The sequence below is a fragment of the Micromonospora sp. NPDC047644 genome (genome assembly GCF_040704315.1).
In the GTDB taxonomy this organism is placed as follows: Bacteria; Actinomycetota; Actinomycetes; order Mycobacteriales; family Micromonosporaceae; genus Micromonospora.
The window spans coordinates 188,190-208,885 of sequence record NZ_JBEYSY010000013.1 but is presented as its reverse complement, the minus strand read 5'-3'; the positions used below and the strand labels follow the sequence as shown (position 1 = coordinate 208,885).

Genomic DNA, 20,696 nt, shown 5'->3' with positions numbered 1-20,696 from the left:
TGCGGCCATGACCACCGAGAACAAGAGCATCGTCGGGCGTGCGTTGGCGGGGCTTGTCGACACCGGCGACGTCGACACGCTCGCCTCGTACCTGAGCGAGGACTTCACCCATCACCGGTCGGATTCGACGACCTCGACCAGGGCGCAGTGGCTCGCCGCGGTCCGCGCCGCGCTCGGTCCGACCACCGGCATGCGGGTCGACATCCTGCACCTGCTGGCCGACGGTGACCACGTCGTGGTGCACTCGCGACGCCGACTCCCCGACGGAGGGCCGGAGATCGTGGTGGTCGACGTCCTGCGGATCGCCGACGGATTGATCGCGGAGGGTTGGGAGGTGATCGAACCGGCGGCCCAGGCCGCCGCCAACGACGCGTGGTGGGACGCGGCTGCCTAGATCGGAAACCGGCCGTGGCGCCAGTGCCAGTGGCCGCCGGCCCGCAGGTGGTCGATGATCGCCCGCTGGAGCAGCGTACGGCGTGGCAGTTCGTCGAGCGGCGTGGTCAGGGTCCGGAACCCGAACCGCAGGACCTCGATGTCGGCGTCCGGCCCTGCGGACTCGTCGTAGGGCTCCAACTCGAACCGGCGCTGGAACCGCACGATGTTGGAGTCCTCGGGGAGGTACTCCCGCAGCTGTGGGTCGAGCAGCCACGACGCGCAGGAGAACGCGGTGTAGCGCTCGTCGGGGAAGTGCCGGGGAAAGAACGCGCGGGCCTCGTCGAGGGACGACGCCACCGCCTCCGGGGTCAACGGCCCCGAATCGGGGACGTGCAGCCCGATCGCGCCGTCACCGCGCTGGTGCTGGAGCCGGCCCAGCTCGTAGACGCTGCCGCGCGAGTGCAGCGTCAGCCAGCTCTGCATGATCGGCCAGCCCTCGCCGCGCATCCGACGGTCGATGGCGAGGTTGCGGCCCAGGTCAGCCAGGGTCACCCAGGTCACGGCGTCGGGAATGCCGTGGTCGCTGTGGTACCCGCGCACCACTTCGACAAGGGCCAGGTACGCGTACACGTAGAGGTGCCGCCAGGCTGGCCCGCGTTCCCGGGGCAGCTCCGGGCCGGGCGGGAGCCAGTCGTGGCCCGCGAGGTCGGCGCGGACCAGGGCGATCGAGCGGTCGAGCAGCCAGCGCAGCTCCGGCGTCCACAGGGCGGAGCCGGGGTCGGGCCAGCCCGCCAGGATCTCGGCGGCGTCGTCCGGCGGCACGGTGAGCCGATCGAGGAGAGCGGGCGCGTCGGCCTTGGCCGGTACCGGAGCTGACGGCCCATCACCGGCGAGCCGGTGCACGCGGTCAACGTCCTCGACGGGCACTCCGAGCCGGCCGGCGATGTCGGCGGAATCCACGCCGACGACCCTACCGGCGGGCGGGCGTTTCAGGAGTCCGCCGGAACTCCGGCGTCGAGCTGCCCGATCATCGGTGCGAGGAGGTCGTTGAGTTCCCGGGCCAGCACCGCCACGGCCCGGCGCGCCGCCGCGACGACCTCGTCGTCCGGGCCGTCGGGCGTGGGCGGCAGGTCGTCGAGCGGGACCGGCGCCTCCACCTGGAGCAGCGCGCGCAGGTGCGGGCGGCGTGTCTGGTCCTGCTCGGTGGGTGTGGTGAACTGGCCGAACAGCCGGGGCCAGTCCTGCCAGCCACGGTCGCGTTGCCACTGCTTGGTCCAGGTCAGCTCGGCCGGCCAGCGGGAGGCCACGGCCACCGTGCAGACCAGGCTGCCGTCCCACGGGCTGCGCTCGCAGGTCGCCGAGATGATCCGCCGGTGCCAGCGGACGAAGCCCGGCGACAGCTCGGTGGCCAGCCGCCAGGCGGTCACCGCGAACGCCACGGGTGCGAAGTCACCCCAGGTGTCGGCGAACTCGTCGATCCGGCGAAACACCTCGGCCTCGTACCGGCCACGCCCGTCGGTGCCGTGCTCACGGTCGAACTGCTCGTCCAGCCAGAAGGCGCGCGGTTCCGGCATCCCCAACCCCCGTTTGTGAGAAGTTCTCGGACACACGGTGACGCATCCCGCAGTCAGGCAACCGTCACTGACCGTATACGACATGCCTACTGTGGACCCTTTCTCCGAGCCTAGCGTCTGTGTCAGGACGCCGGAACGCATCGGCCCCACCACCCCATCCCAGGAGGTCCCGTGCGAAGCAAGCTCGGATTCATCTCGGCCGGTGTCATGCTGCTCGCCGCCGTCACCGTCGCGCAGCCGCAGGCCCAGGCCGACGCGACAACCGCCGCGGGGTCCGCGACAGTGGCCGAAGCGCGCGCGACCATTCACGGGCAGGTGCCCACCGACGCCGACACCGCGGCGAGGCTGGTCACCGCCTACTGGACCCCGGAGCGCATCCGAGCGGCGCGACCCGCTCCCATGCCGGACGGAGCCGACGCACCCGACGGGGAGGCCGCCGACCGACCCGGCCGCGTCGGCGCGGCCCGCGACGTGGCAGCACCGGCGGCACCGCGGTCCTCGACCTCGAGGGTGAGCGCGGCCCCGGCGGGCAGCGGGCAGGGAGCCCAAGCGGTGAACGCCTCGCCCGGTGTCGGCCGGGTCTTCTTCACCCACCACAACGAGGACTTCTTCTGCTCCGGTGCCACCATCAACAATCCTCAGGCGAACCTGGTCTCCACCGCCGGTCACTGCGTACACCCCGGAGACGGCGGGTCGGTCTGGTTCGACAACTGGGTGTACGCGCCGGAGTTCACCGAGGGCGAGCCACTGCACGGCCTCTGGTCGGCCAAGGAGTTCACCTCGGTGGAGGGCTGGGTCGACTGGGGCTACCTCTGGTGGGACTTCGCGTTCGTCACCATGCACCCCCTCGGCGGCAACCGGCTCGTGCACGTCACCGGTGGGCAGGGGCTCAGCGTCAACAAGTCGAAGTCGTTCTCGGCGATGCTGCTCGGCTACCCGGGCGAGCCGCCGTTCGACGGGCAGTCGCAATTCTTCTCCTCCGGCACCACCAAGGTCGCCGGGGCGCAACGGATCAAGCTGAAGAACTGCCCGCTCAACAAGGGCGCCAGCGGCGGCCCCTTCCTGCGCGCCTGGGACAACGACCTCCGGTTCGGGTGGGTCAACTCGGTGATGTCGTACAAGTACTCCGGAAACATGTACGGGCCCTACTTCGACGACGACGTCCTGGACATCTACAACGTCGCGAAGAACAAGCAGTGACCCGCCCGGTGGCGCTCGTGGGTTGACAAGACACCGGTTCCAGAGTGGACGATGCACCGTGCGAATTCTTGTGGTGGGTGGCAGCGGCCTGATCGGCGCACACGTCGTGGACGTCCTGCGGGAGCGTGGTCACACCGCTACCACCGTGGCGCGTACCGCCCAGCCGGGCATCGACCACCTGCTCGATGTCGGGTCCGCCCCGGTCGACGAGCTGCGGCGGTTGCTCGCCGGTCACGACGGCGTCGTCTACGCCACCCGCACCGACGAGCAACGGCCGCTGCCCAAGCCGATCTATCCCGAGTTCCGCCGCGACAACGTCGACCCGGTGGTACGCCTGTTCACCGCCGCCCGCCTCGAAGGTCTCACCCGGGGCGTCGTGATGGGCTCCTACTACACGTACTTCGACCGGCTGCACCCCCAGTGGCGCCTCGCCGAACGGCACACGTACATCCGGTGCCGCCTGGAGCAGGCCCGGGAGGGGCGGGCGGCGGCCGGCGAGGGACTGCCGGTGGCCGTACTCGAACTGCCCTTCGTCTTCGGTCGGGCCGGCGAGCGGCTGCCCAACTGGGCCGGTCCGCTGGACCGGTGGGCCCGCTCGCGTACCCCATTGGTCGCCCCGACCGGTGGCAGCGCCGCAGCCTCCGCGCGCAGCGTGGCCGACGTCGCGGTCGACGCCCTGGAGCAGGCCAGCGGCGCGGACCTCCCGGTCGCCGACGAGAACCTCACCTGGGCGGACATGATCGGGCGCATCGCCGCGGCGGTGGGCCGGCCCCGCCGGGTCGGCCGCCTGCCGGCCGGCGCGGCGCGGGCCGCGCTGCGACTCGGCGGCGCGGCGCAGGCCCTCGGCCGAAAGGAGTCGGGCATCAACCCCAGCCACCTCCCCGACCTGTTGCTCGCCGACCTGTTCATCGAGCCGACCACCGGCCGGCCGCTGGACCCGGCCCTACGGGAGACCTTCCCGATCCGCGCCACCTGACCCCTCGCGGGGTCGGCCGTGACCGGCCTGCTGGGCCGCGATCTCGACGAACTCGTGCACCAGCGGAGACCGGTTGCCCTCGGCCCAGGCCAGACACACCTGGTTGGTGCCGAGGTCGGCGACGGGCACGTGGCTGACGTCCGGTCTCGTGTAGAACGTCGCCGTCGACAGCGGCAGGATCACCATCCCGGCGTACGCGGCGACATGTTCCAGCTTCTCCTCGACGGAGTTCAGCGCGGGCCGAGGTCGGGGATCGGGGTCGGTGGGACGGTTCGGCAGGTCCCGCCACTCCGGCACTGCGTCCGGGTCCTGCAACAACCGTTCCTCGAGCAGCTCGGCGAGGTCGACCGACTCCCTGCCGGCCAGCCGGTGATCGGTGGGTAGGACGACAACCCGGGGTTCGGTGAACAGTGGCCGCAGGCACAGCCCGCGCTGGTCGACCGGAAGCCGGACGTAACTGACGTCCGCGCGCCCCTCCCGGACGATGTCGGCCTGGTCGTCCCAGGACGTACGAACGACGTTGACGGCCAGGTCGGGGTGCCGCTGGCCGATGGTGCGGGCCTCGGCGGTGACGAGAAGGCCGGGCATGAACGCGATGGTGAACGTCGGCCGGCCGTGCGCGGCCCGCTGCACCCGGCGCCGCAGGGCGTCAGCCGAGGCCAGCAGCGGACGGGCGTCGGTCAGCAACTGTCGGCCGGCCTCGGTCAGCACCGTGGAGCGGCGGTCCCGAACGAAGAGCGTGGCGCGCAGTTCGTACTCGAAGGCCCGGATCTGACGCGACAGGACCGGCTGGGCGATGTGCAGCCGGGCGGCGGCCCGGCCGAAGTGCAGTTCCTCCGCGACCACCACGAAGTAGCGGAGCTTGCGCAGATCGACGTCCACCCCGCCCCCGTCCGGTTGCCGCTCCCGGGCGGCTCCATGATACCCGCCGGGCATGAATGGAGTGATACCCAACGGGCATTACAGGAGGTCAAAGAGGTCTTGGACGCGGGCGTTCCCGGCGACGCACGGTGGTAACCGTCTCCACCACCCCATTGCGGAAGGACACGATCATGACCCTCATCGACCAGCGCGTCGTCGTACTTGGCGGAACCTCGGGAATCGGCCTCGCCACCGCCGCCCGTGCCGCCCGCGAAGGCGCCCAGGTCGTGGTCGCCTCCAGCAACCAGCGCAGCGTGGACCGCGCCCTGACAACCCTGCCAACCACCACCCAGGGGTACGTCGCCAACCTCACCGACCCGGATGCCGTGTCCCAGTTGTTCCACGGTCTCGGCTCGTTCGACCACCTCGTCTACACCGCCGGCGAACCCCTCGCGCTGATGTCCGTCGACGCCCTCGACCTCGCCGCCGCCCGGGCCGCCTTCGACCTGCGCTACTTCGGCTCCCTGTCGGCAGTCAACGCGGCACTGCCGTACCTGCGCCCCGGCGGGTCGATCACCCTCACCACCGGCACCGCCAACCACCGGCCCAGCGCAGGCTGGTCCGTCGCGGCCAGCATCACCGGGGCGATCGACGCGCTGGTCCGCGCGCTCGCCGTCGAACTCGCCCCGATCCGGGTCAACGCCGTCTCCGCCGGCGTGATCCGCTCACCGCTGTGGGACTCCCTGCCCACCGAAACCCGGGAGCAGATGTACGCGCAGCTCAGCGAGGCGCTTCCGCTCGGCCGGGTGGGCGAACCCGAGGAGGTAGCGGAGGCGTTCGTCTACCTCCTGCGGGCGACCTACGCCACCGGCACGGTGGTGACCGTGGACGGCGGCACCCTGGTCTCCTGAGCCCGCCGCACCTGTCAGCGGAGCTGTTCGGCCAGGCCGACGATGATGCCTTCGGGCCCCCGGACGTAGCAGAGCCGGAAGATGTCCTCGTATCGCTCCACCTCCCCGACGAGTTCCGCGCCGTGGCCCCGCAGCCGGGTGATCACGTCGTCGATGTCGTCGACGGCGAACATGATGCGTCGGATGCCGAGCGTGTTCGCCGGCGCGTTCCTCGGCTCCGCGCTGATCGCCGACGGTCGGTGGAACATCGCCAGCTCGACCTTGCCGTGGCCGTCCGGGGTCCGCAGCATCGCCACCTCCTGCTGGACGTCGTCGATCCCGATCACCCGCTCCACCCAGCGCCCCTCGACCGGCCCCCGACCCTCCATCTCCATGCCGAGCTCGACGAAAAACCCGATGACGGCGTCAAGGTCCTCGACAACGATGAGGACGTTGTCCATCCGCTGGATTGCCATGCTGGATCTCCCTGGTCTGGTGCGGTCACCGTTGCCGCATCCTCCCTGAGACGGAGCCACGTCAGCGTTCTCGACATCCGGGCTGGCCACCTGCGCGATGTGTGCCCGTCCCGCCGACCAGAATCGGAGATCTTCCGGATGGCCATGCACGACGATGAGTTGGCGATCACCGATGACGTCGTCCGCGAGCTGATAGCGGATCAGTTCCCTCGGTGGGAGACGGCACCGGTCCGGCGCGTCACGTCGAACGGCACCGTGAACGCCATCTTCCGCATCGGCGACGACGTGGCGGCCCGGTTCCTGCTGCGGCCACGTGATGTCACCGTGGCCGCCGAGCTCCTGCAACGGGAGGCTGAGGCCTCCCGACGCTTCGCCGACCACAGCCCATTCCCGGCGCCCTGGCCGATCGCGATCGGCAACCCCGGAAAGGACTATCCCCTGCCGTGGTCGCTGCAGTCGTGGGTACCGGGAAGCATCGCCCCCGTCGACATCGACGGGTCCGTGGAACTCGCCATTGACCTGGCCCACCTGATCGGCGCGCTTCGGGCCACCGACACCCAGGGCCGCCGGTTCCAGGGCAACAACCGTGGCGGCGACCTACCCGACCACGACGAGTGGGTCGAGGAATGTTTCGGAAAGAGCGAGGGTCTGCTCGAGGTCCCGACGCTTCGGCGTCTGTGGAGTCACTTCCGGGAACTGCCACACACGTCGGCCGACGTCATGTCCCATGGCGACCTGCAGCCGCTGAACGTCCTGGTGGCCGACGGCCGGCTGGTGGGCGTGCTCGACACCGGCGACTTCGCTCCAGCCGATCCCGCCCTGGACCCCATGTGTGGCTGGTACTTCTTCGACGATGCGTCCCGAGCGGTGTTCCGTGACAAGCTGGGTTGCGACGACCTGGAGTGGGAGCGCACCAAGGCATGGAGCTTCCAACAGGCTCTCGGTGCCATCTGGTACTACGTCGAGACCAACCCCGTCATGTACCAGATGGGCCGCCTCGTCCTTGACCGGGTCGTGGCGAACACAAAGGTCTGAGGCGGTCAGTTGGCTGGAGTCCCCAGCATCACTGTGAGCCCCTCCTCAGCCGCCAACACCGCACCCCCGAACTCCAACTCAGCGGCTGCCACTGCGGCTGCCCGGTCATTGCCTGGCCAGAAGTGGGTGAGCAGCAGGCCGCGGGCACCCGCCCGGCGTGCCCACAGTCCGGCCTCGGTGGAGGTCATCAGGTTTCGGGTGGGACGGCTGGCCTCGCCGTCGTAATCCGTCGCCTCGACGATGAACAGGTCGGCGTCGCGGCCCAGTTCGGCAAGCGCCGGAGTCGGCCCCGTATCCCCCGAGTAGGCCACCACGATTCCGTCGGCCTCGATCCGGATGCCGGCGTTGGGCACGAAGTGCGGCAGAGACACCCCGGTCAGGTCGAACGGCCCGACCCGGTAGCTGCCGGGTAGTGGGTGCAGGTCGAACACCGTGTGCAGGTCGACATCGGGCTCCAGGCCGCTGAGCCGGTCGAGCACGCCGGGCGGGCAGTACAGCGGCAGCCGTGGCCCTCCGGGCTGACCGTAGAACCGCATCCTGAACAGACCGTGCAGGTCGACGCAGTGATCCGGGTGCTCATGGGTGATGACCATGGCGTCCACCACACCATCGGGCCAGTGCCTGAGCAACCGCGGCAGTGTGGCGTAGCCCAGGTCGAGCACCAGGCGGTAGCCGTCCCAGTCCACAGCAAAGCCGCTACAGGCACGGCCCGGCTCGGGAAAGGCACCGGAACTGCCGAGCACTGTGACCTGTCGCATCCGCACAGCTTGTCATCGCCTCAGCTGGGATGGGCACCGCTGGTAGGGATGCCGCCCGCCATGAGCCTCCGGGAGACGCACCGGCTAAACCAGACGCCCCCGAGGATGAACCCCTGCCTGGGCGTCTTGGCTGTCTGCCACCACGGGCTACCGAGCGCTCCCCCGTATTCGATCCTGCCTCTGGTACGGAGAATGACACAAGGCAGGACGGCTTCGGTGGCTGCCCGCAGCCTGGGGCCGACGTGCCTCTCGTCCGCGTTGCAACGCGCTGACACGATGACGTCATGGTGCCAAGCCCAGACGCCAGGCCGGACGAGACCCAGATCTCCGAACAGGTGCTCACGGCAACCTATGCGGTCGTCGCAGCTCGCCGGACATCCTTCGACACAATGACTTGGCAGGTGCCCGCCCTGGCCACCGCAGCTCAGGCATTCCTTCTGACGCTCGCGCTTGGTCCGGAGACGTCGCGTCCGGCCCAAGCGGTGGCGGCAACCCTGGCTGCTGCACGTGTGCGTTAGGTTGCGTCGTCCAGTTTGTCGAGCGGGCCGGCGTGCTGGTCGTCGTATCGGTGCGGGCGCGCCTAGCAACCGGCCGGCACGGGCCACAGGAGGAGACATGTCCGACGAGATCAGGCTCAGCGCGGTCACCCTGGACTGCCCGGACGCCGTCGCCTTGGCGCAGTTCTACGCCAGCATCACCGGCGGAACCCTGACACACGCCGGGGACGGCTGGGCCTGCGTGCTGAGCCCGGCCGGACGGATCAACTTCCAGACTGTGCCCGGATACACGCCACCCACCTGGCCCGACCCCGCCTCGTCGATCATGATGCATCTCGACTTCATGGTCGTGGACCGAGACGCCGCCGAGGCCCGCGTGCTCGCTGCTGGAGCAACAAAGTACGACTTTCAGCCCAACAGCGAACAGTGTTACGTCTACGCCGATCCGGCGGGCCACCCGTTCTGCCTGACCACCTGGGAGGCCACGGCTACACCAACTCAGCTCGGCTGACCGACCAGACCGGATGGCCAGGATTTCGAGGTGTTGGACCGGCTAGCGGAGATCCGCTCGCGATACGGGCGGGAGCACTCCTCGCCAACACCGCCGCCGCCCTCGCCCGCGAGCGACGCACCACCGGCCACGAAGGACTCAGCTACGTGGACCCGGAGGCGGCACTGGCCGCCGTACCGCTGGATCCTGCGGCCGCATCGGCGGCCCTCGGCATACCCGCGTTCGACGGACATCCGCGGGCATACCTGCATCACCACCTGACGGCGATCCGCAACCTCTACTGGCGCGCCGCCCGGCACCGGTCGCGGTTGCCCTGTGGTGGGACTGATCATCACAAGCTCGTCTAGCCGGACGACGAACCGTCCTGCTCGGACTACCCTCGTCGGCGTGCCGATTGATGACCTTCCGCTGCCTCCCGCGTTCAAAGCGGTGGCGGCCTGGGCTGGTACCGGGCGGGTGGTGCGTGCCACCGAACTGGATGTGGCGAGGTGGTGGCTTCCCGAGCAGCAGAAGGCCGCGCTGGTCTTCTGTGGTGTACCACTGATCGATGACCTTGTCGGTGCGGTGTCATTCGCCGCGGAGCCGACAATGTACCGGCTGGCGAACTCTGACGACCCGCTGTCGGTGTACGGTGCCGCGCCGGGGACCGGCGAGGTGTCAATCTGGTCGCCGGACGGTAGCGCCGGATTCGTCAACTCCACCATCGTCCACTGGCTGTGTTCGCTGCACATGGTTGGTACCTGGCTGACCAGCTCGACCGTCATGGACCGCTGCTACGAGGACGAACAGGCCGAAGAGAAGGCGCTCGCGGAGCTCGCCGACCTGTTGGAACGGATCAGGGACCTCGACCCGCCCGCGTTCGGGGACGGCGACCACACAACCCACTTCTGGCCCGGCGTGCTCGACCGGTGGCTCTACTGATTGATGTCGCCATCGTCTTCCACAGCCAGTCACTACACTGCGGGTAGCGTGGTCCACGGTGGTGCCGCCGGTTGTAGCGGTCGGGGATCCACCACCCAGACCGCTACCTGGGAGCACAGCAATGACGTCCCACGTCGACCGGCGCTTCGGTGCCATGCTCCGGCAGCTCCGTGAGGAAACCGGCCTGTCCCTGTGGGCACTCGCGCAACTCACTCACCGGGGTAAGAGTCACCTTCACGAACTCGAGATCGGCAGCAAAGCGCCTACCGCCGACACCGCCCAACATCTCGACCAGGTGCTCAACGCCGGTGGTGCGCTCGCTCGGCTGGTCACCGCGCCGATCGATCACGAAGCTGAAGCCGACGACCTGCTGCAACGCATTGCTGCCAGCGACGTCAGCAACCACACCCTTACCCGCATCGAACAAGGCGTCGACGACCTCGCCAGCCTGTACCCCACCACCGCCCCGACCGACCTGCTGCCCATGGTGCGCCAACACCTCGCTCACGTCGGCAGGCTGCTCGCCGGACGGGCCACCGTCGCCCAACAGCGGCGCCTCGTCGTCGCCGGTGGGTGGTTGGCCGTACTGCGGGCCACCGTGCACATCGACCTGCAACAGCCCGGCGCCGCCAGCGCCCACCTCACCGCCGCTTCCGGGCTCGCCGACCACGCCGACCACCCCGAGATCCTGGGCTGGTGCCTGGAAACCAGGGCGTGGGAGGTGCTGACCACCGGCGACTACCGAGGTGCCCTGCGCCTGGCCCAGCAGGCACAGGAGGTAGCCCCCATCGGTAGTTCCGCCCATATCCAGGCGACAGCGCAGGAGGCGCGGGCGTGGGCACGGATGGGCGACGTCCGTAAGACACGGCAGACGTTGGACCGGGTTGAACGGTTGACCTCGAACCTGCCGGCACCGGAGAGGGCGGAGCACCACTACCGGTACGACCCGTCCAAGGCTCAGGCGTATATGGCCACCACGTTGGCGTGGGCGGGTGACCCGGGCGCGGAGCGGGTGGCTCGGCAGGTTCTGGCGCATCTGGATCCGCGCGGTGACGGTGGAGAACGGCCGCGACGGTCGGCGTCGGCTCGCCTCGATTTGGGGTTGGCGCTCGCCTCCTCCGGTCGCCCTGATGAGGCGGCCGCGTTCGCCGCGGAGGCGGTGGCGTCGGGGCGTGTTGTGCCGTCGAACTGGTGGCGGGCGCGGGAGGTGTGGCGCCGGGTGGAGCAGTCGGGCGCACCGGAGGCTGCCGACTTGCGGGACGTGTTGCAGCAGTTCAAGCCCACCGCTGGCAGGTAGCGGACAGGTTCGGCGATCAGCGGACAGCCGCCGCCTTCAAGTCGTCATTGACCGCCCGTAACGTCCCGTTCACGGACGGCGGTGACGAACATCAACCCGACGCGATGTGTGCGACCGTCGCCGCCGTTCCGCAGAGAGGCGGGGGGCGTCCGTGCCGGGAATGACCGGGCGCCCTCCAGCCAGTGACAGAGGGGGCAGCGTTGATGTCGGAGGTACCAACAACCGTGCGGGCGGGCAACGCCCTTTACGCGGAACGGTCGGTGGCAGCGCTGGACAGTCGACTGGGTGGCGAGCACATGCCCCGCCGGCCGCAGTGGGACTGTCAGGCATGCGAGCAGCCTTGGCCGTGCGACCCGGCGCGGGTACGCCTGGCAGAGGAGTTCGACGCCAACCGGGTCAACCTGTCCATGTATGTCAGTGGCCTGCTCGATGTGGCCTTGGAAGAGTTGCCGACCGTCGCCACCGCCGACCTGTACGACAGGTTCGTGGCCTGGACCCGCTGACCTGAAGCCCCGCCAGCCCGGTGAAGGGCTGGCGGGGCGTCTCGTTGCGGCCTGCTGCTAAGGAAGGGCAGGCCGCCTCGGCTGGCCTGTCCCGTCACAGCCTGGTTGACCACTGCCTCCGCCAAGCGACCGAGACGTCGAGCACGATGCGACGGGACACGCGCGCAACCCGGCCACACGCCGAGCGCCGACCGACGCTCGTCGCACGACCGGGCTGCGACTGCCCACGGGGACCGCATACACGGCCACCACGCCGAGCGACGGCCGCCCTTACTTGGCGTTGAAGTAGTTGGCCTCCGGGTGGTGGACCACGATCGCGTCGGTGGCCTGCTCGGGCATGAGCTGGAACTCCTCGGACAGCTCGACCCCGATCCGGTCCGCGCCGAGCAGATCCATGATCTTCGCCCGGTCTTCCAGGTCGGGGCAGGCCGGGTAGCCGAACGCGTACCGGCAGCCCCGGTAGTCGTTGTGCAGGATGCCGGCCAGGTCCGCCGGGTCGTCGTGCCCCAGCGGACGCCCGTCGGGCAGGGTCATCTCGGCACGGATGCGCTGGTGCCAGTACTCGGCGAGGGCCTCGGTGAGCTGCACGGAGAGGCCGTGCACCTCCAGGTAGTCGCGGTACTCGTTGCGGGCGAACAGCTTCGCCGCGTACTCGCTGACCGGCTGGCCGACGGTGACCAGTTGCAACGCGACCACATCGAGCTGGTCGCCCTGGGGTCGGAAGAAGTCGGCCAGGCAGAGCCGCCGCTCCTGCCGCTGCCGCGGGAAGGAGAACCGGGCGCGCTCCGCGTGCCCGTTCTCGTCGAGCACCACCAGGTCATTGCCTTCGGAGTACGCGGGGAAGTAGCCGTACACCACGGCTGCCTCAAGGACCTGGTCGGCGATCAGCCGGTCCAGCCAGTACCGCAGCCGCGGCCGGCCTTCGGTCTCGACCAACTCGTCGTAGGAGGGTCCGCTGCCGCCCCGGGCGCCGCGCAGCCCCCACTGCCCGGAGAAGGTGGCCCGTTCGTCGAGCAGCGCCGCGTAGTCGGCCATCGGCACGCCCTTGACGACGCGGGTGCCGAAGAACGGCGGGGTGGGCACCGACACGTCGACGGCCACGTCGGAGCGGACCGATGAGTCGTGCAGCTCGGGCAGCGACGTGGTGACCATCGAGCGCTGCCGTTCCCGGCGGGCCCGCCGGGCCGCGAGAGCCGCCTCGCGCTCCGGGTCGATCACCGGGGCGCCGCCGCGCTTGGCCGTCATCACCCGGTCCATCAGGGACAGACCCTCGAACGCGTCCCGCGCGTAGTGCACCTGCCCGGGGAACGTCGACCGGAGGTCGTCCTCGACGTACGCGCGGGTCAGCGCCGCCCCACCCAGCAGGACCGGCCAGCGTTCCGCGACCCCGCGGGTGGCCATCTCGGCCAGGTTCTCCTTCATGATGACGGTGCTCTTGACCAGCAGCCCGGACATGCCGATCGCGTCGGCGCGGTGCTCCTCGGCGGCGTCCAGGATGGCGCTGATCGGCTGCTTGATGCCGATGTTCACCACCTCGTAGCCGTTGTTGGACAGGATGATGTCGACCAGGTTCTTGCCGATGTCGTGCACGTCGCCGCGCACGGTGGCGAGCACGATGCGGCCCTTGCCGCCGTCCTCGATGGTCTCCATGTGCGGTTCGAGGTAGGCCACCGCGGTCTTCATCACCTCGGCGGACTGGAGCACGAACGGCAGCTGCATCTGGCCGGAGCCGAACAGTTCGCCGACCACCTTCATGCCGTCCAGCAGGATGTCGTTGATGATCGACAGCGGGGACCGACCGCCGGCCATCGCCTCGTCCAGGTCGGCCTCCAGGCCGTTGCGCTCACCGTCGATGATTCGCCGCTTCAGCCGCTCGTCGAGCGGCAACGCCGCCAACTCCTGAGCCCGGCTGGCCCGGGCACTCGTCACGTCGACACCCTCGAAGAGTTCGAGGAAGCGCTGCAACGGGTCGTACCCCTCGCGGCGTCGGTCGTAGACCATGTCCAGCGCGACCTCGCGCTGCTCGTCGGGGATCTTCGACATCGGCAGGATCTTGCTGGCGTGCACGATCGCGGAGGTCAGGCCGGCCTGCACGCACTCGTGCAGGAACACCGAGTTGAGCACCTGCCGGGCCGCCGGGTTGAGCCCGAACGAGATGTTCGAGATGCCCAGGGTGAAGTTGATTCCCGGGTAACGGCGGGCGATCTCCCGGATCGCGTCGATCGTCTCGATGCCGTCGCGGCGGGTCTCCTCCTGCCCGGTGGCGATCGGGAAGGTCAGTGTGTCGATCAGGATGTCGGACAGGTCCATGCCCCATCGGCCGGTCAGGTCGTCGATGGTGCGCGAGGCGATGCGGACCTTGTCCGCCGCGGTGCGCGCCTGCCCTTCCTCGTCGATGCACATCACCACCACGGCGGCACCGTGCTCCCGGATCACCGGCATCACCCGCCCGTAGCGGGACTCCGGGCCGTCCCCGTCCTCGAAGTTCACCGAGTTGACCACGCAGCGGCCACCGAGCATCTCCAACCCGGCCTCGATGACCGCCGGCTCGGTGGAGTCCAACATGATCGGCAGGGTGGACGCGGTGGCGAACCGACCGGCCAGCTCCCGCATGTCCTGCGTGCCGTCGCGGCCGACGTAGTCCACGCACAGGTCGAGCAGGTGCGAGCCGTCCCGTGCCTGGCTGCGGGCGATCTCCACGCAGGCCCGCCAGTCGCCGGCGAGCATCGCCTCCCGGAACGCCTTCGAGCCGTTGGCGTTGGTCCGCTCCCCCACCATCAGCACCGACGCGTCCTGGGCGAACGGCACCGGGTGGTAGACCGAGGAGACGCCCGCCTCGTGCCGGGGCTCACGGGCCGGGGCGGTGACGCCGTGCAGCCGCTCGGCCAGCACCCGGATGTGCTCCGGGGTGGTGCCGCAGCAGCCACCGATGAGCCCCACGCCGTACTCGGTGATGAACCGCTCCAGGGCCTCGGCCAGCTCCACGGGAGTCAGCGGGAAGTACGCCCCGTCGGCGGTCAGCACCGGCAGGCCGGCGTTCGGCATCACCGACAGCGGGATGCGGGAGTGCTGCGACAGGTAGCGCAGGTGCTCGCTCATCTCGGCCGGGCCGGTCGAGCAGTTGAGCCCGATAAGGTCCACGCCGAGCGGCTCGATCGCGGCGAGGGCAGCCCCGATCTCGCTGCCGACCAGCATGGTGCCGGTGGTCTCCACCGCCACGTGACAGATGATCGGCACGGTCTGACCCAGCTCGGCCATCGCCCGCTTCGACCCGACGACTGCCGCCTTGACCTGGAGCAGGTCCTGACAGGTCTCGATGATCAACGCGTCCGCGCCACCGACGATCAGACCCGCGGCGTTCTCCTGGTAGGCGTCGCGCAGGGTCGAGTAGGCGGCGTGCCCGAGGGTGGGCAGCTTGGTGCCCGGCCCGATCGAGCCGAGCACGAACCGGGGCCGCTGCGGGGTGCTGGCCGCGTCGGCGGCCTCCCGGGCGATCCGGGCGCCCGCCTCGGACAGCTCGCGGATACGGTGCGGGATGTCGTACTCGGCGAGGTTGGCGAGGTTGGCTCCGAAGGTGTTGGTCTCCACGCAGTCGGCGCCGACGGCCAGGTAGGCGTCGTGGACCCCGCGCACCACGTCCGGGCGGGTGACGTTGAGGATCTCGTTGCACCCCTCGAGCCCGTCGAAGTCGTCGAGCGTGAGGTCCGCGGCCTGAAGCATCGTGCCCATCGCGCCGTCGGCGATGAGAATACGATCAGCCAGCACATCCATCAATGAAGTCCGCACCCGTTCAGGTTAGTGCGATTCGGCCCGACTCCACGCCCGTCCTCGTGCGATCCCCTATTGTGTCACCGGGATCACGCTGTCTGGTTCGTTCGGGTATGACCTGCTGCCGGAGCGGCCGACCGGCGCGGCCGACGGGCCGCGCCCTCGCCCTGCACGTAGGCTGACGGACGTGAAGGACAACAGGGACGCCACCGTGCCACACGGTATGACGACCGGGCGCGGTCCCGGCGCCAGCCGCGACGAGCAGGGTGAGGTGACGGCGTGACCGAGTTCGACGGACTGCCGGTGCTGCGGTCCCCGGTGGCGATCGCCGCGTTCGAGGGCTGGAATGACGCCGCCGACGCGTCCACCGCCGCTGTCGAGCACCTGGAGCAGGTCTGGAACGCCCGGCAGATCGCCGAGCTGGATCCGGAGGACTTCTACGACTTCCAGGTCAGCCGGCCCACCATCACCATGGCCGACGGGGAGACCCGGCGGGTGGAGTGGCCGACGACCCGGTTCATGGTGGCCAGCCCGGAGGGCACCGACCGGGACGTGGTGCTGATCCGCGGCATCGAGCCGAGCATGCGCTGGCGGACGTTCTGCGAGCAGGTGCTGGAGATCTGCCACAGCCTGGAGGTGGAACGGGTGGTGCTTCTCGGCGCGTTGCTGGCCGACGTGCCGTACACCCGGCCGCTGCCGATCAGCGGCAGCGCCTCCGACGCGCAGGCCGCCGAGCGTTACCAGCTCACCCCCACCCGTTACGACGGGCCGACGGGCATCGTCGGCGTGCTGCACGACGCCTGCACCCGCGCCGAGGTGGACGCCGTCTCGTTCTGGGTGCACGTGCCGCACTACGCCAACAACCCGCCCTGCCCGAAGGCCACCCTTGCCCTGCTGCACCGGGTCGAGGAGGTCGTCGACCTGCCGGTGCCGATGGCCGACCTGGCCGAGGAGTCGGCCGAGTGGGAGCAGCGGGTGCGCAGCGCGGCCGAGCAGGACGCCGAGCTGGGCGAGTATGTCCGTGAGCTGGAGGAGCGGGTCGGCGACGAGGGGATCACCCCGTTGACCGGTGACGAGATCGCCCAGGAGTTCGAGAAGTACCTGCGCCGTCGGGGTGGTTCGGCCGGCCCCACCGCCGGCTCCTGGTAGCACTGTTCTCGCTGCGGGCCTTCGGACCCTCTGCGGGCCTTCGGACCCTCTGTGGTCCGGAGGCCCGTTTTCGCGTGTCCGGGGTAGCGCCGTCACACTCGCTAGGGCATCCTAGGAACCTAGATGTGATCACGGAGGCGAGTGTGCAGATCAATCCCGGGGCAGCCGAGTTCCCGCACCGACAGATCGCCGCGCAGCTCAAGGCCCAGGTCCGGCGCGGCGACTGGGGGCCGGGCGAGCGGCTGCCGTCCATCCCGGCCATCGCCGAGATGTTCGGCGTCGCCAAGCAGACCGTGCAACGCGCCGTCGACCAGCTGCGGGTCGAGGGCATCCTGATCACCAAACCCGGCTCCGGTACGTACGTCCGGGGCACCCGCCGCCGCCTCAACCGCCTCTCCCGAGGCCGGTACGGCGGCTTCCGCGGCTACCACACCGACCTGGCCGCCCGATACCGTCAGCAACTCGTCTCCGTGGGGCACGCCCCCGCCCCCGCCGAGGTGGCCGACGCGTTCGGCGTCTCCGACGGCACCAACCTGCTCTGCCGCCGGCACCTCGTCCGCACCGACGACTCCCCCGTCGAGGTGGGCGCCTCCTGGTTCCTGCCCCGCGACACCGCCGGGACCTCACTGGAGCGCACCGAGGCGTTCGGCCGGCCGCTCTACCAGGAGGCCGAAGAAGCCACCGGACGACGGTACGTCTCAGCCACCGACACGATCAGCGCCCGCCAGCCGAGCCGGGAGGAGGCCGAAACCCTCCAGATCCGGCCGGACACCCCGGTGCTGCACCTGCTGCACATCGCGTACGACGCGCAGCGCAAGCCGATCGAGGTCTCCCAGGCGACCTGGCCCGGCCCGATGACCACCCTCACCGAGGAGTACAAGATCCCCGGCCCGACCCCCGACCCGGAACCCGACCCCGGCCTGGTCCTTGGCTAGCCAGCCCCGCCGCCACCCCCGGCCTGCCCCACCCCACCCCACCCCACCCCGGGCCCGCCCGCCCCGCCCCCGCCCCGCCCCGCCCCGCGCCGCCCCGCGCCGCCCCGCGATCTTGCGCTTTCGGTCGCCTTTTTGCCTGTTCTGCACCTTTCGCTGGGACAGAAACTGCAAGATCGGCGCGATGGGCGCGCGCGTGGGTGCCCCTGAGAGCTCACCCTTGTCGAGACGCGTCGCCGTCGTTGCATCTATACACTCGGTATATATACTGCGGTTATATAGACGGCCGGGCGGGCCGGTTCCGGCGTCGGGCGACCCAGGGGAGGATCAATGCCAACCGCGAAACCTGTTGGTGCACGGGGGATCACGCGCCGTGGCCTTGTCGGAGCCGCGCTGGCGGTCGGGGCCGGCGTACCGTTGGGCGTCGCTGGCCGCGTCACGGCGGCGACCGCCGATGCGGGCCCGGCCCCGCTCACTCTCCCCCGGCCGACCGGGCCGTACCGCGTGGGTGTGGTGCCGTTGCATCTGCTCGACCGGTCGCGGCCGGAACCGCTGGCGGGGCCGGGGCGGTATCGGGAACTGATGATCAGCGTCTGGTACCCCGCCCGGAACGAGCGGCACCACCCGCGCTCCCCGTGGATGACGGCCGCCTCGATGCGCGTGCTGCTGGAATCCGCAGGCTTCGACCCCCACGCCGCCCTGGCGCCGTTGACGGCGGGGCACGAGGGTGCCCCGGTGCGGCACTCGGGCCGGCGGTTGCCGGTGGTGCTGTACTCGCACGGCGCCGGCAGCCACCGTTCGGACACCACCATCGTGGTGCAGGAACTCGCCAGCCACGGGTACGCGGTGGTCACCGTGGACCACACGTACGACGGATTCAGCGAATTCCCCGACGGCCGGGTCACCGTCCAGGAGGAAGACGTCGACTCCACCCCGTGGACCTACACCAGGGACGTCCGATTCGTCCTCGATCAGATCTGCGACCTCGCCGCCGGGGGCAACCCCGACGTCAACCACGCGCCACTGCCGACCGGGCTGGGCGCCGCCCTCGACCTGAGTCGGATCGGCATGTTCGGCTGGTCGAAGGGCGGCACCGCGACGGCCCTGACCATGGGCACCGACCGACGGGTCCGGGCCGGGCTGAGCCTGGACGCCCCGATGGTGTCGCAGCCGATGCCCACCACTGACCTGTACCGGCCGTTCATGCTGATGACTGTGGACGAAACCCGGGCCGCGGAGCCCGCCGTCGCCGAGTTCTTCACGCACCTACGGGGATGGCGACTCAACATCCAGACCGCCGAAGCGATCCACTCGTCCCACACCGACAACCAGTGGCTCGTGCCGCAACTGGCGAAGCTCATCGGCATGAGCGACGAAGACCTCGTGACCTGGGTCGGAACGCTCGACCCCGCCCGCGCGGTCCGCATCGGGCAGGCGTACCCGCTGGCATTCTTCGACCTGCACCTGCGGCACCGGGGCGGCCACCTACTGGACGGCCCGAGCCGGTCCTTCCCCGAGGTGGCGTTCATTCCGTGACCCGATCGTCCACGCCGTGCGGGGGTGCCCCGACCCCGACCCCGACCCCGACCTGGTCCTGAGCCGAGCCGTTTGATCGACTCGGCTTCCTGGAAGTCGGGGCGTCCTACCGCCCTGGACACCGCCACTTCCCCGGAACCGAGTCGATCAACGGGCGCGCGAACCGACGCGCACGGGCTAGAGGCGGATGCCCAGGAGGGCGTCGACCGTGGTCGCGAAGAGAGCAGGCGCTTCGGGGTCGTCGGTGACACCGGCGAGGGTCGCCTCGGACCAGCGATCGGCCGCGGCCAGGGCTCCGGGGGTGTCCAGGTCGTCGGCCAGACGTGCGCGTACCTCGGCCAGCAGCTCGGCCCCGGACGGCCCGGCGGGCGCGGCGGCGGCCCGCCGCCAACGGTCCAGGCGCTCGTGCGCGGCGGTGAGCAGGTCGTCGGTCCAGGTGCGGTCGCTGCGGTAGTGCCCGGAGATCAACGCCAGCCGGATCGCCATCGGGTCGACCTTGTCGGCGCGCAGCCGGGACACGAAGACCAGGTTGCCGCGGGACTTGGACATCTTCTCGCCGTCCAGACCGATCATGCCGGCGTGGACGTAGTGCTCGGCGAACGGCGCCTGGCCGGTGAGCCGCTCGGCGTGCGCGGCGGAGGCCTCGTGGTGCGGGAACAGCAGGTCGTTGCCGCCGCCCTGCACGTCGATCCGGTCACCGAGCAGGTTGAGCGCGATCACCGCGCACTCGATGTGCCAGCCGGGGCGGCCCGGGCCCAGCTCGCCGCCCGGCCAGGACGGCTCGCCCTCGCGGGCGCCGCGCCACAGCAGCGGGTCCAGTGGGTCCCGCTTGCCGGCCCGGTCGGGGTCGCCACCGCGCTCGGGGAAGATCTCCAGCATCTGCTCGCGGCTCAGGTTCGACTCGTAGCCGAAGCGGGGCGTCGCGGAGATGTCGAAGTAGACGTCGCCGGTGCCGTCGTCGAGCCGGTACGCGGCACCGTCCTTGAGCAGCACCTCGACCTTGTCGGCGATGTCCGGAATCGACTCGACGGCACCCACGTAGTGCGCCGGCGGGATGATCCGGAGCGCCTCCATGTCCTCCCGGAACAGCGCCGTCTCGCGCATCGCCAGGACCACCCAGTCCTCGCCGTCGCGGGCGGCCCGCTCCAGCAGCGGGTCGTCGATGTCGGTGACGTTCTGCACGTAGCGCACCGGGCGGCCGGCGTCGCGCCACATCCGCTGCACCAGATCGAACGTGATCATGGTAGCGGCGTGGCCGAGGTGGGTGGCGTCGTACGGGGTGATGCCGCAGACGTACATGCTGCCCGCGTCGGCCGGCTCACTCGGGTGGACACCCTGCCGCGCCGAGTCGTACAACGCCAGTGGCTCGCCCCTGCCCGGCAGCCGTGGCACCTCGTGTCCCGCCCAAGACTCCATGGGATCAGCCTAGCCAGGCCG

The 20,696-nt window shown here is 70.2% G+C and carries 19 protein-coding genes; 12 read left to right on the top strand and 7 right to left on the bottom strand.

Going from position 1 to position 20,696, the window contains the following annotated elements:
* Positions 1–7 precede the first annotated feature (7 nt).
* A complete protein-coding gene (locus AB0877_RS22715) occupies positions 8–394 on the top strand; it encodes a nuclear transport factor 2 family protein (protein ID WP_366611250.1) in 387 nt (128 codons plus the stop codon).
* Here the strand turns inward: AB0877_RS22715 and AB0877_RS22710 are convergent.
* Both AB0877_RS22710 and AB0877_RS22705 read right to left on the bottom strand, forming a co-directional pair.
* Entirely contained in the window at positions 391–1,335 is a 945-nt protein-coding gene (locus tag AB0877_RS22710) for an acyltransferase domain-containing protein (RefSeq protein WP_366611249.1), read from the bottom strand. The genes AB0877_RS22715 and AB0877_RS22710 overlap by 4 nt on opposite strands.
* A gap of 29 nt (positions 1,336–1,364) precedes the next feature.
* Positions 1,365–1,949 (bottom strand): hypothetical protein, encoded by a 585-nt coding sequence (locus AB0877_RS22705; RefSeq protein ID WP_366611248.1) that lies wholly within the window; start codon positions 1,947–1,949, stop codon positions 1,365–1,367.
* A gap of 171 nt (positions 1,950–2,120) precedes the next feature.
* Between AB0877_RS22705 and AB0877_RS22700 the strand changes: the two genes are divergently transcribed.
* Together AB0877_RS22700 and AB0877_RS22695 are read left to right on the top strand one after the other, a co-directional pair.
* Positions 2,121–3,149 (top strand): hypothetical protein, encoded by a 1,029-nt coding sequence (locus tag AB0877_RS22700; RefSeq protein WP_366611246.1) that lies wholly within the window; start codon positions 2,121–2,123, stop codon positions 3,147–3,149.
* A 58-nt stretch (positions 3,150–3,207) separates the two neighbouring features.
* Entirely contained in the window at positions 3,208–4,125 is a 918-nt protein-coding gene (locus AB0877_RS22695; protein WP_366611245.1) for an NAD(P)-dependent oxidoreductase, read from the top strand.
* Here AB0877_RS22695 and AB0877_RS22690 read toward each other — a convergent pair.
* The gene (locus AB0877_RS22690) at positions 4,093–5,061 is read right to left on the bottom strand and encodes a LysR substrate-binding domain-containing protein (RefSeq protein ID WP_366611243.1); all 969 of its coding nucleotides are present in this window, start codon (positions 5,059–5,061) and stop codon (positions 4,093–4,095) included. The genes AB0877_RS22695 and AB0877_RS22690 overlap by 33 nt on opposite strands.
* Before the next feature lie 116 nt (positions 5,062–5,177).
* Here AB0877_RS22690 and AB0877_RS22685 point away from each other — a divergent pair, with 116 nt between their 5' ends.
* Positions 5,178–5,897, top strand: a complete 720-nt coding sequence (locus tag AB0877_RS22685; RefSeq protein WP_366611241.1) for an SDR family oxidoreductase — start codon at positions 5,178–5,180, stop codon at positions 5,895–5,897.
* Positions 5,898–5,911: 14 nt separating this feature from the next.
* On the opposite strand, the gene AB0877_RS22680 is transcribed toward AB0877_RS22685, so the two are convergent.
* A complete protein-coding gene (locus AB0877_RS22680) occupies positions 5,912–6,352 on the bottom strand; it encodes a VOC family protein (protein WP_366611239.1) in 441 nt (146 codons plus the stop codon).
* A 138-nt stretch (positions 6,353–6,490) separates the two neighbouring features.
* Between AB0877_RS22680 and AB0877_RS22675 the strand changes: the two genes are divergently transcribed.
* Entirely contained in the window at positions 6,491–7,387 is an 897-nt protein-coding gene (locus AB0877_RS22675; RefSeq protein ID WP_366611238.1) for an aminoglycoside phosphotransferase family protein, read from the top strand.
* Positions 7,388–7,392: 5 nt separating this feature from the next.
* On the opposite strand, the gene AB0877_RS22670 is transcribed toward AB0877_RS22675, so the two are convergent.
* Entirely contained in the window at positions 7,393–8,145 is a 753-nt protein-coding gene (locus AB0877_RS22670; RefSeq protein ID WP_366611237.1) for an MBL fold metallo-hydrolase, read from the bottom strand.
* 615 nt (positions 8,146–8,760) lie between these two features.
* Here AB0877_RS22670 and AB0877_RS22665 point away from each other — a divergent pair.
* From AB0877_RS22665 to AB0877_RS22650, 4 genes are all read left to right on the top strand, one after another.
* Positions 8,761–9,153 (top strand): VOC family protein, encoded by a 393-nt coding sequence (locus AB0877_RS22665; RefSeq protein ID WP_366611236.1) that lies wholly within the window; start codon positions 8,761–8,763, stop codon positions 9,151–9,153.
* Positions 9,154–9,540: 387 nt separating this feature from the next.
* Positions 9,541–10,074, top strand: coding sequence for an SUKH-4 family immunity protein (locus AB0877_RS22660; protein WP_366611235.1), 534 nt, complete (start codon positions 9,541–9,543; stop codon positions 10,072–10,074).
* 121 nt (positions 10,075–10,195) lie between these two features.
* Positions 10,196–11,371: a helix-turn-helix transcriptional regulator gene (locus tag AB0877_RS22655; protein ID WP_366611233.1), complete on the top strand. Its 1,176-nt coding sequence runs from the start codon at positions 10,196–10,198 to the stop codon at positions 11,369–11,371.
* 203 nt (positions 11,372–11,574) lie between these two features.
* The gene (locus AB0877_RS22650; RefSeq protein WP_366611232.1) at positions 11,575–11,874 is read left to right on the top strand and encodes a hypothetical protein; all 300 of its coding nucleotides are present in this window, start codon (positions 11,575–11,577) and stop codon (positions 11,872–11,874) included.
* Between the two features lie 270 nt (positions 11,875–12,144).
* On the opposite strand, the gene metH is transcribed toward AB0877_RS22650, so the two are convergent.
* On the bottom strand, positions 12,145–15,660 hold the full coding sequence (gene metH / locus AB0877_RS22645) for a methionine synthase (protein WP_366611230.1): 3,516 nt from the start codon (positions 15,658–15,660) through the stop codon (positions 12,145–12,147).
* 261 nt (positions 15,661–15,921) lie between these two features.
* Here metH and AB0877_RS22640 point away from each other — a divergent pair, with 261 nt between their 5' ends.
* The 3 genes from AB0877_RS22640 (at position 15,922) to AB0877_RS22630 (ending at position 19,259) form a co-directional block, all read left to right on the top strand.
* A complete protein-coding gene (locus tag AB0877_RS22640) occupies positions 15,922–16,791 on the top strand; it encodes a PAC2 family protein (RefSeq protein WP_030332815.1) in 870 nt (289 codons plus the stop codon).
* Between the two features lie 143 nt (positions 16,792–16,934).
* The gene (locus tag AB0877_RS22635; protein ID WP_366611327.1) at positions 16,935–17,726 is read left to right on the top strand and encodes a GntR family transcriptional regulator; all 792 of its coding nucleotides are present in this window, start codon (positions 16,935–16,937) and stop codon (positions 17,724–17,726) included.
* A 327-nt stretch (positions 17,727–18,053) separates the two neighbouring features.
* Positions 18,054–19,259 carry an acetylhydrolase gene (locus AB0877_RS22630; RefSeq protein ID WP_366611229.1) on the top strand — a complete coding sequence of 402 codons (1,206 nt, stop codon included), beginning with the start codon at positions 18,054–18,056 and terminating at the stop codon, positions 19,257–19,259.
* Between the two features lie 177 nt (positions 19,260–19,436).
* On the opposite strand, the gene mshC is transcribed toward AB0877_RS22630, so the two are convergent.
* The gene (gene mshC / locus AB0877_RS22625) at positions 19,437–20,675 is read right to left on the bottom strand and encodes a cysteine--1-D-myo-inosityl 2-amino-2-deoxy-alpha-D-glucopyranoside ligase (protein WP_366611228.1); all 1,239 of its coding nucleotides are present in this window, start codon (positions 20,673–20,675) and stop codon (positions 19,437–19,439) included.
* Positions 20,676–20,696: the final 21 nt, after the last annotated feature.